Origin of the sequence: Enterobacter sp. CRENT-193 (genome assembly GCF_002787395.1) — a bacterium.
Lineage (GTDB): Bacteria > Pseudomonadota > Gammaproteobacteria > Enterobacterales > Enterobacteriaceae > Enterobacter > Enterobacter hormaechei_C.
Map to the genome: position 1 here is coordinate 2,310,014 of NZ_CP024812.1, position 12,649 is coordinate 2,322,662.

General features: G+C 60.7%; 12 protein-coding genes. 9 read left to right on the top strand and 3 right to left on the bottom strand.

Features of this window, described 5'->3' with window-relative positions:
* Nucleotides 1–38 precede the first annotated feature (38 nt).
* From elaB to menE, 7 genes are all read left to right on the top strand, one after another.
* Nucleotides 39–344 carry a stress response protein ElaB gene (gene elaB / locus CU081_RS11415; protein WP_017693006.1) on the top strand — a complete coding sequence of 102 codons (306 nt, stop codon included), beginning with the start codon at nucleotides 39–41 and terminating at the stop codon, nucleotides 342–344.
* 86 nt (nucleotides 345–430) lie between these two features.
* Nucleotides 431–1,726: an isochorismate synthase MenF gene (menF, locus tag CU081_RS11420; RefSeq protein ID WP_003859458.1), complete on the top strand. Its 1,296-nt coding sequence runs from the start codon at nucleotides 431–433 to the stop codon at nucleotides 1,724–1,726.
* 88 nt (nucleotides 1,727–1,814) lie between these two features.
* A complete protein-coding gene (gene menD, locus CU081_RS11425) occupies nucleotides 1,815–3,485 on the top strand; it encodes a 2-succinyl-5-enolpyruvyl-6-hydroxy-3-cyclohexene-1-carboxylic-acid synthase (RefSeq protein ID WP_022651533.1) in 1,671 nt (556 codons plus the stop codon).
* Nucleotides 3,482–4,258, top strand: coding sequence for a 2-succinyl-6-hydroxy-2,4-cyclohexadiene-1-carboxylate synthase (gene menH, locus CU081_RS11430; protein ID WP_100185464.1), 777 nt, complete (start codon nucleotides 3,482–3,484; stop codon nucleotides 4,256–4,258). The genes menD and menH overlap by 4 nt, the downstream gene beginning before the upstream one ends.
* Nucleotides 4,255–5,112, top strand: a complete 858-nt coding sequence (gene menB / locus CU081_RS11435) for a 1,4-dihydroxy-2-naphthoyl-CoA synthase (RefSeq protein ID WP_003859452.1) — start codon at nucleotides 4,255–4,257, stop codon at nucleotides 5,110–5,112. The genes menH and menB overlap by 4 nt, the downstream gene beginning before the upstream one ends.
* Nucleotides 5,112–6,077 (top strand): o-succinylbenzoate synthase, encoded by a 966-nt coding sequence (menC, locus tag CU081_RS11440; RefSeq protein WP_003859449.1) that lies wholly within the window; start codon nucleotides 5,112–5,114, stop codon nucleotides 6,075–6,077. Before menB ends, menC begins: the two co-directional genes overlap by 1 nt.
* Nucleotides 6,074–7,435, top strand: coding sequence for an o-succinylbenzoate--CoA ligase (gene menE / locus CU081_RS11445; protein ID WP_003859447.1), 1,362 nt, complete (start codon nucleotides 6,074–6,076; stop codon nucleotides 7,433–7,435). Before menC ends, menE begins: the two co-directional genes overlap by 4 nt.
* On the opposite strand, the gene CU081_RS11450 is transcribed toward menE, so the two are convergent.
* From CU081_RS11450 to CU081_RS11460, 3 genes are read right to left on the bottom strand one after another with little or no spacing between them, the layout of a single operon-like run.
* The gene (locus CU081_RS11450; protein ID WP_003859445.1) at nucleotides 7,436–8,950 is read right to left on the bottom strand and encodes a tripartite tricarboxylate transporter permease; all 1,515 of its coding nucleotides are present in this window, start codon (nucleotides 8,948–8,950) and stop codon (nucleotides 7,436–7,438) included.
* Between the two features lie 11 nt (nucleotides 8,951–8,961).
* Entirely contained in the window at nucleotides 8,962–9,393 is a 432-nt protein-coding gene (locus CU081_RS11455) for a tripartite tricarboxylate transporter TctB family protein (protein WP_003859443.1), read from the bottom strand.
* A gap of 11 nt (nucleotides 9,394–9,404) precedes the next feature.
* Complete coding sequence (locus CU081_RS11460; protein ID WP_003859441.1) at nucleotides 9,405–10,385, bottom strand: Bug family tripartite tricarboxylate transporter substrate binding protein; 981 nt, start codon at nucleotides 10,383–10,385, stop codon at nucleotides 9,405–9,407.
* 152 nt (nucleotides 10,386–10,537) lie between these two features.
* Here CU081_RS11460 and tctD point away from each other — a divergent pair, with 152 nt between their 5' ends.
* Both tctD and CU081_RS11470 read left to right on the top strand, forming a co-directional pair.
* The gene (gene tctD, locus CU081_RS11465; protein WP_058647510.1) at nucleotides 10,538–11,212 is read left to right on the top strand and encodes a transcriptional regulator TctD; all 675 of its coding nucleotides are present in this window, start codon (nucleotides 10,538–10,540) and stop codon (nucleotides 11,210–11,212) included.
* Nucleotides 11,199–12,608, top strand: coding sequence for a sensor histidine kinase (locus CU081_RS11470; RefSeq protein WP_039268979.1), 1,410 nt, complete (start codon nucleotides 11,199–11,201; stop codon nucleotides 12,606–12,608). The genes tctD and CU081_RS11470 overlap by 14 nt, the downstream gene beginning before the upstream one ends.
* Nucleotides 12,609–12,649 lie beyond the last annotated feature (41 nt).

Below are 12,649 nucleotides of genomic sequence, written 5' to 3' on the forward strand. Positions count from 1 at the left end.
TATAGTTACCGGACTGGTGTACTAACATGGAGAAAAAAATGTCATTTCAATCCTGGGATACCCGAGTCGACGACGACCTGACGCTGCTAAGCGAAACGCTGGAAGAAGTGCTGCGCTCTTCAGGCGATCCTGCCGATCAGAAGTACATTGAGCTCAAAGCCCGCGCCGAGCAGGCGCTGCATGACGTGAAAAACCGCGTCAGTAACGCCTCCGACAATTACTACTACCGCGCCAAACAGGCGGTTTATCGTGCCGACGATTATGTGCATGAAAAACCGTGGCAGGGCATTGGGGTCGGTGCGGCCGTAGGGCTGGTGCTGGGTCTGCTGTTAGCCCGTCGTTAAGCCGGTAAACCACTCCCTACACGTGGGTACTGCTATTTATCGTCAGTACCCCGTATAATATAAGGCTTTAACAGGGAGAGGTTCGCGTGCACTCGATTTTCCTCGCGCTGCAAAGCCTGCGCACTCAGCTTGCGCAAGCATTGCCTGCTATACCCGGTTTACGCCATTTCGATGTCTCTTTCCCGTTAAACGACGCCTTCGATCCGCTGGCCTGGCTGGGTGTGCAGCGATGCTATCCTCAGTTTTACTGGCAACAGCGCAGCGGCGATGAAGAACTTGCCGCGCTCGGAAGCCTCGCCCAGTTTGATTCTCTGGCTTCGGCCTCGCGGTTTTTGCACGCCCATGACGTAGCCAATGACACCCGTATCTGCGGCCTGAACGCCTTCAACCCGGCGCAGGGCAAGCTGTTTTTACCGCGCCTTCTCTGGCGACGGTCTGGCGGGGTCGCCACGCTGCGTCTGCAACTATGGAGCGAAACGTCGCTGCGGGAAGATGCCCGTGAGGCGCTGAATTTTGTCGATAACCTGCGCGACGCCGCGCCAATCCGCCCGTTGTCCGTGCAGATTGTGCAGGAAACCCATCATCCGGAAAAACCGGACTGGCTGGCGTTGATTCGTCAGGCGACGGATACCCTTGCTCGCGGCGATTTTGAGAAAGTGGTGCTCGCACGTGCTACAGACGTTCAGTGCCAGCAGCCCGTGAACGCCATCGCGCTGATGGCTGCCAGCCGCGCCCTAAACCTCAACTGCTATCATTTTTGTATGGTCTTTGACGCCAGCAATGCCTTCCTCGGCTCGACGCCCGAGCGCCTGTGGCGGCGACGCGGCACGCTGCTGCGCACTGAAGCGTTGGCAGGCACCGTCGCCAGCCATTCTGACGATAAGCAGGCCCAGCGTCTGGGCGACTGGCTGATGAACGACGATAAAAATCAGCGGGAAAATATGCTGGTGGTGGAAGATATCTGCCAGCGTCTTCAGCACCATACCCGGACGCTGGAGATCCTGCCTGCGCAGGTGCTGCGTCTGCGCAAGGTGCAGCATTTACGCCGCTGTATCTGGACCGAACTTAAACAGCCTGACGACGAACAGTGTCTGCATATTTTGCAACCGACGGCGGCGGTGGCCGGGCTGCCGCGACAGGCGGCCCGAGAATTTATTGCGAAAGTCGAGCCGTTTGACCGGGAGTGGTACGCCGGTTCGGCGGGCTATTTATCGCGCGATCAGAGCGAATTCTGTGTGGCATTACGCTCCGCCCGCGTTCACAACGCTGCGCTGCGTCTTTATGCGGGGGCGGGCATCGTCAGCGGCTCCGATCCTGAGCAGGAGTGGCAGGAGATCGAAAACAAGGCCGCCGGGCTGCGTTCCCTTCTCCTAAGGGATTAATACTGATTCGTGCAATCCCGATTCATATCAAAATTCTGACTTTTTCTATTATTTATACTGTGTCGCATTCTTGATACTGGACAATCTCATGTCAGTAAGTTCTTTTAACCGACGCTGGGCGGCGGTGATCCTTGAAGCCCTGACCCGTCATGGTGTCAGGCATGTGTGTATTGCCCCGGGCTCTCGCTCCACGCCGCTCACCCTTGCTGCCGCGGAAAACCGGGCTTTTATTCACCACACCCATTTTGATGAGCGTGGTCTGGGCCATCTGGCGCTCGGGCTGGCGAAAGTCAGTAAAGCGCCCGTGGCGGTGATCGTCACCTCCGGCACGGCGGTGGCGAACCTCTATCCGGCGCTGATAGAAGCGGGATTAACCGGCGAAAAGCTGATTTTACTCACCGCCGACCGTCCCCCGGAATTTATCGACTGCGGCGCTAACCAGGCGATTCGTCAGCCTGGCATTTTTGCCTCGCATCCTTCACAGACGGTCTCGTTGCCGCGCCCCACCCAGGACATTCCCGCCAGCTGGCTGGTCTCAACCCTCGACCACGCCATGAACGCACTGCGCAGCGGCGGGCTACACATTAACTGCCCGTTTGCCGAGCCGCTGTACGGTGAAATGAACGATACTGGCCTCGTCTGGCAACAGCAGCTGGGAGACTGGTGGGAGAGCGAAAAACCCTGGCTGCGCGAGCAGACGCATCTGGAAAGCGCTAAACAGCGCGACTGGTTCTTCTGGCGTCAGAAGCGCGGCGTGGTGATAGCCGGGCGGATGAGTGCGGCGGAAGGTAAGCTTGCGGCGGAGTGGGCACAAACGCTTGGCTGGCCGCTGATTGGTGACGTGCTTTCCCAGACGGGCCAGCCGCTGCCCTGCGCCGACCTCTGGCTGGGGAACGCGAAAGCGGTCACCGAGCTGGCGCAGGCGCAGATTGTCGTCCAGCTGGGATCGAGCCTGACGGGGAAGCGTCTGCTCCAGTGGCAGGCCACCTGTACGCCTGAAGAGTACTGGCTGGTGGACCCGCTCGAAGGACGCCTTGACCCGGCACACCATCGTGGCCGCCGCCTGGTGAGCGATATTAACAGCTGGCTGGAATTGCATCCGGCGGAAAAACGCAAACCCTGGGCGGTGGAGATCCCGGCGCTGTCACGTCAGGCGTGGGAACTCACCAAAGCGCAGTGCGAGGCGTTCAGTGAAGCCGGGCTGGCGCACCGTATCCGCAAATATCTTCCCGAGCAGGGACAACTTTTTGTCGGTAACAGCCTGGTGGTGCGCCTGATTGACGCCTTTTCGCAGCTGCCGGCGGGTTATCCGGTGTACAGCAACCGGGGCGCGAGCGGCATTGACGGCCTGATCTCCACCGCCGCTGGCGTACAGAGGGCCAGCGCGAAATCCACGCTGGCGATTGTGGGGGATCTCTCAGCCCTCTACGATCTCAACGCGCTGGCGCTCCTGCGTCAGGCGTCGGCCCCGTTCGTGCTGATTGTTGTGAACAATAACGGCGGGCAGATTTTCTCGTTGCTGCCGACGCCGCAAAGCGAGCGTGAGCGCTTCTATCTGATGCCGCAAAACGTGCAGTTCGAACACGCCGCCGCCATGTTCAGCCTGAAGTACCATCGCCCGGAAAACTGGGACGCGCTGGAGACGGCGCTGAACACCGCCTGGCGGCAGCCTGGCGCGACGCTCATTGAGCTGGTGGTAAACGATGCTGACGGCGCGCAGAAGCTGCAACATCTGCTTGCGCAGGTGAGTCACCTGTGATCCTCGCAGGCGTCTCCCAGCCAGGAAAACCAGGCTACCCCTGGCTGGTTTTCCTACACGGTTTTTCCGGCGACTGTCGCGAGTGGCAGGCTGTCGGGGCGTCGCTGCATGACTACCCCCGGCTCTACATTGACCTGCCCGGGCACGGTGGTTCAGCGGATACGGGCGTGACGGGGTTTGCAGAGGTAAGTGAATTGCTCTCGCATACCCTTGTTAGTTACAACATACTAAGATACTGGCTCGTGGGGTACTCCCTCGGCGGCCGCATTGCGATGTTCCATGCCTGCCAGCATCCTGCGGGGTTAGACGGGGTGATTGTGGAAGGTGGACACCCGGGCCTGCAAGACGCCGATGCGCGCCAGGCCCGGCTGATCTCTGACCGCCGCTGGGCGTCACGGTTTCGCAGTGAGCCGCTGGAGGCCGTCTTTGCCGACTGGTATCAACAGCCGGTCTTTGCCTCACTTACGGATGATCAGCGCAGGGCGCTGATCGCGCTGCGCAGCCGGAACAACGGCCCGAGGCTGGCAGAGATGCTGGAGGCCACCTCGCTTGCCGTTCAGCCTGATTTACGTCCCGCGCTCATCGCGCGTGATTTTTCTTTTGACTATCTCTATGGCGAACGTGACGGGAAGTTTGCAGCTATCGCCGCTGAACTTAACGCCACGCGTCATGCTATCCCTCACGCCGGACACAACGCCCACCGGGACAACCCGGAAGCTGTTGCCGCGAGTCTGGCTCAGATACTGCGTTATCGAAAAAAGGACACGCTATGATCTATCCTGATGAACACATGCTTTACGCGCCGGTTGAATGGCAGGACTGCTCCGAAGGCTACACCGACATTCGTTACCACAAATCCGCCGATGGTATCGCCAAAATCACTATCAACCGTCCACAGGTGCGCAACGCATTTCGTCCGCTGACCGTAAAAGAGATGATCCAGGCGCTGGCGGATGCCCGCTACGATGACACTATCGGCGTCATCATCCTCACCGGGGAAGGGGAGAAAGCCTTCTGCTCCGGCGGCGATCAGAAAGTCCGCGGTGACTACGGCGGATACCAGGATGATGCGGGCACGCACCACCTGAACGTGCTGGATTTCCAGCGCCAGATCCGCACCTGTCCAAAACCGGTGGTCGCGATGGTGGCAGGGTATTCCATCGGCGGCGGTCACGTGCTGCACATGATGTGTGACCTGACGATCGCGGCGGAAAATGCCATTTTCGGTCAGACTGGCCCGAAAGTCGGCTCTTTCGACGGCGGCTGGGGCGCGTCCTATATGGCGCGCATTGTCGGTCAGAAAAAAGCCCGCGAAATCTGGTTCCTGTGCCGTCAGTACAACGCCCAGGAAGCGCTGGATATGGGGCTGGTTAACACCGTGGTGCCGATCGCCGATCTGGAAAAAGAGACCGTGCGATGGTGTCGCGAAATGCTGCAAAACAGCCCAATGGCGCTGCGCTGCCTGAAAGCGGCCCTCAACGCCGACTGTGACGGTCAGGCGGGCCTTCAGGAGCTGGCAGGTAACGCCACCATGCTGTTCTATATGACCGAAGAGGGTCAGGAAGGGCGCAACGCGTTCAACGAAAAACGCCAGCCGGACTTCAGCAAATACAAACGGAACCCGTAATGCATTGCGCGCAGGTTTACCGCTGGCAGATACCGATGGACGCGGGCGTGGTGCTGCGTGAACGGCGGTTAAAAACCCGTGACGGCTTTTGCGTGCATCTCCGGCAGAGCGAGCGGGAAGGGTGGGGCGAAATCGCCCCGCTTCCGGGCTTTAGCCTGGAAACGCTGGACGAGGCGCAGGCTGCGCTGATGGCCTGGACGTACGAATGGCGTGAGGGAGCAGATCCGGCGCTGCCGGACGTTCCTTCCGCCGCGTTCGGCATCAGCTGCGCGCTGGCAGAGCTGGACGGCAGTTTGCCGGAGGCGGCGAACTATCGCGCCGCGCCGCTCTGTACTGGCGATCCGGATGAACTTTTCGCGCTCCTTTCCGCGATGCCTGGCGAGAAGGTGGCGAAAATAAAGGTCGGCCTGTACGAAGCGGTGCGCGACGGGATGGTGGTTAATCTGTTACTGGAAGCCATTCCCGATCTGCACCTGCGCCTGGACGCCAACCGCGCCTGGACACCGCTCAGGGCGCAGCAGTTTGCGAAGTACGTCAACCCGGCGTACCGCAGCCGCATCGCGTTTCTCGAAGAGCCGTGCAAAACGCGCGACGACTCTCGCGCCTTCGCCCGGGAAACCGGCATCGCCATCGCCTGGGATGAGAGCCTGCGCGAAGCCGATTTCGCGTTTGCCGCCGAGCCGGGCGTCAGGGCCGTGGTGATTAAGCCAACGCTGACCGGCAGCCTCGACAAGGTGCGCGAGCAGGTTGCGGCGGCCCATGCCGCAGGGCTGACGGCGGTGATCAGTTCATCCATCGAATCCAGCCTCGGCCTGACGCAGCTGGCGCGCATCGCTGCATGGTTAACGCCGGACACCGTTCCCGGTCTCGATACGCTAAACCTGATGCAGGCCCAGCTGATTCGCCAGTGGCCTGGCAGCACCTTGCCGTGCCTCGACGTCGGGGCGCTGGAGCCATTGCGATGAGTTTTACCGACTGGCCGTGGCGGCACTGGCGCACCCGGCGTGCCGATAAACCCGCGCTGCGTTTAGACGATGTAACGCTCAGTTGGTCTCAGATGGGCGAGCGTATCGATCGCCTGGCAGCCGGTTTTCAGTCTCAGGGCGTTGCTGACGGTGACGGCGTCATGCTGCTCGCCCACAACCACCCGCAGACCCTGCTGGCCTGGCTGGCGCTGCTTCAGTGCGGCGCCCGCATTTTGCCGGTGAACCCTCAGCTTCCCCGTCCGCTGCTGGACGTCCTCCTGCCGCAGATGACCCTGCGTTTTGCGCTGGTGCTTAACGGTGAGTATGACGGTCTGCCCGCGCTGGCATTAAGAGAGGGCGAGGGGCAGGGGGGCGTGACGTGGCGGGCAGAACGACTGGCCTCAATGACGCTCACCTCCGGCTCCACCGGTTTGCCAAAAGCGGCGGTGCACACCTGTGCCGCCCACCTTGCCAGCGCAAAAGGGGTGCTGGCGCTGATGCCTTACGGCGAAAGCGACGACTGGCTGCTCTCTCTGCCGCTGTTTCACGTCTCCGGTCAGGGGATTTTGTGGCGCTGGTTACAGGGCGGAGGCCGTCTCACCGTACGCGTAAAACAGCCGCTTGAGCAGGCGCTACAGGGCTGTACCCATGCCTCGCTGGTGCCAACGCAGCTGTGGCGACTGCTTAATTCACACCATCCCGTCGCGCTGAAAGCCGTGTTGCTCGGCGGGGCGGAAATCCCCGTTGCGCTGACCGAACAGGCGCGCGAGCAGGGGATCCGTACATTCTGCGGCTACGGTCTGACCGAGTTCGCCTCCACCGTCTGCGCCAAAGAGGCCGACGGCGCGCCGGACGTGGGCAGCGCGCTGCCGGGCAGAGACGTTCAGGTGGTAAACGGTGAAGTCTGGATCCGGGCGGAAAGCATGGCGGCAGGCTACTGGCGAGACGGCGCATTATTGCCGCTGGTCAATGCGCAGGGCTGGTTCGCCACCCGCGATCGCGGCGAGTGGCATGACGGACGCCTGACCATTCTGGGCCGAATGGACAATCTCTTTTTCAGCGGCGGAGAAGGGATCCAGCCGGAAGCGCTGGAGCGCGTTATCGCCACGCATCCGCAGGTAAGCCAGGCGTTTGTCGTTCCGCTGGATGATGCTGAGTACGGGCAACGTCCGGTGGCGGTAGTGGAATGCGAGCCGGGCACGGATATCACGCTGCTGCCGGAGTGGGTTCAGGGCAGGCTGGCGCGCTTTGAGCAGCCGGTACACTGGCTGGCGCTGCCGTCAGAACTGAAAAATGGCGGGATTAAAATCTCCCGCCAGGCGTTAAAGCAGTGGGTCAATGCCCTGTTGAGGGGCTAATCAGCCGATATCCGGCTGCGGTTTGTGCTGGCGTCGGCGGATCCAGCGCAGCACCGGCGGCACGACAATCACCATAATCGCCATTGCCAGCAGGATCTTCGTCACGCTGCTCTCCCACAGGATCCCCATGTTGCCGTTGCTGATGGAGAGGGCGCGGCGCAGGTTCTGCTCCAGCATTTCCCCCAGCACAAACCCTAAAATCAGCGGCGACATCGGGAAGTGCATCTTGCGCAGAATGTAGCCCAGCACGCCGAGCAGCACCATCAACACCAGGTCGAAGGTGGTGCTGTGCACCGCGTACACCCCAACCGCAGAGACGGCGGCGATGGCCGGGACCAGGAACCACAGGGGAATGGTCAGCATGCGGGTGAACAGGCCGATCAGCGGGATGTTCATTACCAGCAGCATCACGTTGGCGATCAGCAGGGCGGCAATCAAACCCCAGACGATATCGGGCTGCTCGGTAAACATCGCCGGACCCGGGGTGATGTTATAGAGCGTCAGCGCGCCCATCATTACCGCCGTGGTGCCGGAGCCCGGCACGCCGAGGGTCAGCATCGGGATAAACGAGCCGCAGGCCGAGGCGTTATTCGCCGCCTCCGGCGCCGCCACGCCGCGGATATCGCCTTTGCCGAAGCTGTCGCTGTTGCCGCTCAGCTTTTTCTCGGTCATGTAGGTGATGGCGCTGGCGATAGTCGCCCCCGCGCCGGGCAGAATGCCGACGAAGAAACCGATCACCGACGAACGCAGGGTGGCACCCACACACTGCGCCCCCTCTTTGGCATTAAAGAGCATACGTCCGGTTTTACGCACCAGCGTCTGCCCGCTGCTGGTATGTTCCAGCATCAGTAAGATTTCTGAGACAGAGAACAGACCAATCACCACGACGATAAACTGCACGCCGTCGGAGAGATGAACACTGTCGAAGGTAAAACGATAAACCCCGGTGTTGGCATCCACGCCGACGGTGGCCAGACTGAGGCCAATCAACGCAGACAAAAACGACTTCAGCGGATTCTGCGCCATCATGCTGCCGAGACAGGCGATAGCGAACACCATCAGGGCAAAATACTCGGCCGGACCAAACGCCAGCGACCACTGGGCCAGCGCCGGGGCGAAGAGGATGATGCCGCCAATGGCGATCAGGGAGCCAAAGAACGAGCTGACGGCGGAAATAGAGAGCGCCACGCCGCCGCGTCCCTGCTGCGCCATTGGATAGCCATCCAGCGCGGTCATAATGGCGGCGGCATCGCCGGGCACGTTAAGCAGAATCGAGGAAATACGCCCCCCGTATTCGCAGCCGATATAAACCGTCGCCAGCAGGATCAGCGCCGATTCCGCAGGCAGGTGCAGCGCAAAGGCCAGCGGCAGTAAAATCGCCACGCCGTTGATAGGTCCAAGGCCCGGCAGCAGGCCGACGATGGTCCCGACGAAACAGCCGATCAGGGCGATCACCAGGTTTTCCGGGGTCATCGCTACCGCGAACCCCTGAGAGAGATAGATCCAGGTATCCATAGCGTGCTCCGTTAGTTAAACCATGCGCCAAGCGGCAGGGTCACGTCCAGCAGGCGGTCGAAGGCGTACCAGAGTAAAATGCCCAGTACGACCCCGGAGATCCCCGCCGCAGGCAGCGAGGCGTTAAATAGTATGCCAATCACCATCGTCAGCAGGGCGGTGGCAATCGGGAAGCCGAGCCATTCAAAGCCCCACGCGTACATCAGCAGGACAATCACCATTACCAGCAGACGTTGCAGCGTTCGGCGTGGCGGCCACTCCACGGTATCCGGATGGCGCAGCAGCAGCGCTACCGAGCAGAGCAGCATCAGGCCGACAATGCCGACGGGAAAGGGGCGTGGCCCCACGGGTTCATAGCTGTATTCGCTGTGGATCTGCCAGGCGACGAACATGCCGCCAATGCAGAGCAGCAGCCATATCCCGGCAAAAATGCGATCGCTCATAGCGCCTCCGGTTATTTCGCCAGGCCAAAGGCTTTCGCCTGTTCGCGGTAGTCATTCACCTGTTTTTTGACATACTCGTCCAGCTGCTTGCCGTTCAGGTTGAACTCAAACAGCCCGCGCAGATCGCGCTGTTTTTTGAACTCCTCGGTTTGCTGAAGTTTTGCGAAGGTATCCACCCACCACTGGTATTCGGCGTCGGTCACTTTTGGCCCGACGAAGAAGCCGCGGATGATCGGCCAGACCAGGTTATAACCCTGCTCTTTGGCGGTTGGGACGTCTGCCAGCTGGCCCGGCAGACGGTTTTCTGAGAAGACCGCCAGCACACGGATCTTATCCCCGCTCAGGTAGGGCACCATTTCGCTGAGATCGCCCGATACCGCCTGGACGTGATTGCCCATCAGCGCCGTCACCGGCTCGCCGCCGCCTTCAAAGGCCACGTAACGCATCTTGTGCGGATCCACTTTGGCCTGCTGCGCCAGCAGCGCGGCTTTCATCCAGTCCTGGCTGCCGATAGAGGCGCCTGCGCCAATGACCACGCTGTTCGGATCTTTTTCCATGGCGGTCAGCAGATCTTTCAGGGATTTCCACGGAGAGTCCGCGCGCACGGCGATCATGCCGTAATCGGTGCCTACGGTGGCGAGCCAGCGCACGTCGTCCACGTCATAACGGCCAAATTTCCCCTGTGACAGATTCAGCAGCGAACCGCCGGAGAAGGCCACCACTGTGCCCGCTTCGGCAGGGCGCTGGGCGACGATGGCGTTATAGGCTACCGCGCCCACGCCGCCGGGCATGTAGGTAACGCGCATCGGTTTCTCAATGGCCTTCGTCTCTAGCAGGCTGACCTGAATCAGCTTACAGGTCAGGTCGAAGCCGCCGCCGGGTTTGGCCGGGGCGATACATTCGGTACGGGATGGCGCGTCCTGCGCCTGGACGACAGAGGCACTCAACAGCAATACGCTTGCAGCAAGGGTAGAAAGTAATTGTTTTTTCATCGTTTATCCTCACGCCGGAGAACCGGGAGTACGGGTACGGGTGTCTTTTTTCTGATTATGTGAACCACCTTGTAGCGGTTCCGTTGCGTGATTGTTAAAACAATAACCTTTCATTTCCCTTTCACTGCGACACCAACTTTACAGGATGTGATATGCGTCTCTTACTCGCGGAAGATAATCGTGAGCTGGCTCACTGGCTGGAAAAAGCGCTGGTACAAAACGGATTTGCCGTGGATTGCGTCAACGATGGACGGGCGGCCGATCATCTTTTGCAGGGAGAAAACTATGCCGTCGCGATCCTTGATATCGGCATGCCCGGTTTCGACGGGCTGGAGCTGGTGCATCGGCTGAGAAAGCGCGGGCAGACGTTGCCCGTGCTGTTTCTTACCGCCCGCAGCAACGTGGCAGACAGGGTTAAGGGGCTGAATGCCGGGGCGGATGACTACCTGCCGAAACCGTTCGAGCTGGAGGAGCTTGATGCCCGCCTGCGTGCGCTGCTGCGCCGCAGTGAAGGGCGAACCCAGGAGCGCCAGCGGCTGGGAGAGCTGGAGTACGATGATGAAGGCTTTTTTCTGCTGCGCGATGAACCCCTTTCCCTCACGCCGCGCGAACTCTCTTTGCTGAAGGTGCTGATGCACCGCCGGACCCGTCCCGTCTCCCGGCAACAGCTTTTCGACCAGGTATTCAGCCTGAACGACGACGTCAGCCCCGAGAGCATCGATCTCTATATTCACCGCCTGCGTAAGAAGCTGACCGGCAGCGGCGTGCGGATCACCACCCTCCGGGGGCTGGGCTACGTGCTGGAGTGCGGCGATGAAGTGGGTTAAGCCGCAGTCGCTTTACCTGCAACTTTTGCTTTTTCTGGGTTTGCCGCTGCTGCTGTTATGGGGGCTGTCAGCCTTTAACAGCTACGTTAGCGCGCTACAGGCGGCGACGCAGGCCTATGACCGCACGCTGTTATCCTCGGCGCGCACGGTGTCAGAGCGGCTGGTGGTGCACAACGGCAAGCTCCAGGTGAACGTGCCGTGGGTCGTGCTCGACAGCTTCGAGCTGAACATGAACGATCGCCTCTACTACAAGGTCGTGGACCCTGACGGGCGGACGATCTCCGGCTATGACGATCTGCCGAATATGCCCCCCTCCACGTCGCGGACCTCCCACTATCCGGCGCTGGCGTGGTTTTATCATACCGAGTATCGCGGGCAGGCGATCCGCGTGGCGAAGCTGCTCCAGCCGGTTAACGAGGAGAGTGTGTTCGGCATGGCGGAAATCTACGTCGCCGAAACGTTGCAGTCGCGGCGCTATCTGGCCACTCAGCTGCTGTTTTCCTCGCTCGTGTCGCAGGGGCTGCTGGTGCTGCTGACGCTGGTCCTGACCGCGTGGCTGCTGCGTCGCGTGCTGCGCCCGATGCGGCAGCTCTCTTCGCTGATGGTGCGCCGTGAGCCCGGGCTACTGGCCCCGCTGCCGGAGCTGCTGCCCTGGTCGGAAACGCGGCTGCTGATTGTGGCATTTAACCGCTATATCGACAGGTTACGCGGCGTGCTTTCGCGACAGGCGCGCTTTAATGCTGACGCCTCACACCAGCTCAAAACGCCGCTGGCGGTGCTGAAAACCCAGGTATCGGTTGCCCTGACGCGTAACGATCCGGCCCTGTGGCAGGAGAGCTTACGGGCGATGAACGTCACGCTGGATAACACCATCGTGCTGACGGAAAGGCTGTTGCAGCTTTCAGCGGTGAAGCGAAAAGAGCAGGGGGAGCGACAGTTTGCCCCTGTCGATCTGGTGCAGGTGGTGCAAAACTGCTGCTTTTCCCGGCTGACGCAGGCGCGCAGCAAGGGTATCGATCTCGGTTATGACGGCGTACAGCAGCCGGTAATGATTGAGGGTGATGACGTGCTGCTGGGTGAACTCTGCGCCAACCTGCTGGAGAACGCGATCAAATACACGCCGGAGCAGGGCATCGTGACGGTGTACCTGCGCACGGCTAACGATGCCGTTGAGCTGAGCGTGGAGGACAGCGGACCGGGTATTGCTGAAGACCAGATCTCCCAGGCCATGCTGCCGTTTCATCGTCTGGAAAACGTGGGTGATGCCGCCGGGTCCGGCATTGGCCTGGCGCTGGCTAACGATATTGCCCGCCTGCACCGCAGCCATCTTCAGCTGATGCCCAGTGAAAATCTGGGTGGGCTGAGCGTGAAAATGCGCTTTCTGATGCTGATATAAATGCCGATATTATCAAATCGTTACAAACTAATTGCCTGCCG

What these genes read in the sequence shown, in the direction of transcription:
- elaB (WP_017693006.1), top strand. Translation starts at nt 39, where the DNA reads ATGTCATTTCAATCCTGGGATACCCGAGTCGACGACGACCTGACGCTG.
- menD (WP_022651533.1), top strand. Translation starts at nt 1,815, where the DNA reads ATGTCAGTAAGTTCTTTTAACCGACGCTGGGCGGCGGTGATCCTTGAA.
- menB (WP_003859452.1), top strand. Translation starts at nt 4,255, where the DNA reads ATGATCTATCCTGATGAACACATGCTTTACGCGCCGGTTGAATGGCAG.
- menC (WP_003859449.1), top strand. Translation starts at nt 5,112, where the DNA reads ATGCATTGCGCGCAGGTTTACCGCTGGCAGATACCGATGGACGCGGGC.
- menE (WP_003859447.1), top strand. Translation starts at nt 6,074, where the DNA reads ATGAGTTTTACCGACTGGCCGTGGCGGCACTGGCGCACCCGGCGTGCC.
- CU081_RS11450 (WP_003859445.1), bottom strand. Translation starts at nt 8,950, where the DNA reads ATGGATACCTGGATCTATCTCTCTCAGGGGTTCGCGGTAGCGATGACC.
- CU081_RS11455 (WP_003859443.1), bottom strand. Translation starts at nt 9,393, where the DNA reads ATGAGCGATCGCATTTTTGCCGGGATATGGCTGCTGCTCTGCATTGGC.
- CU081_RS11460 (WP_003859441.1), bottom strand. Translation starts at nt 10,385, where the DNA reads ATGAAAAAACAATTACTTTCTACCCTTGCTGCAAGCGTATTGCTGTTG.
- tctD (WP_058647510.1), top strand. Translation starts at nt 10,538, where the DNA reads ATGCGTCTCTTACTCGCGGAAGATAATCGTGAGCTGGCTCACTGGCTG.
- CU081_RS11470 (WP_039268979.1), top strand. Translation starts at nt 11,199, where the DNA reads ATGAAGTGGGTTAAGCCGCAGTCGCTTTACCTGCAACTTTTGCTTTTT.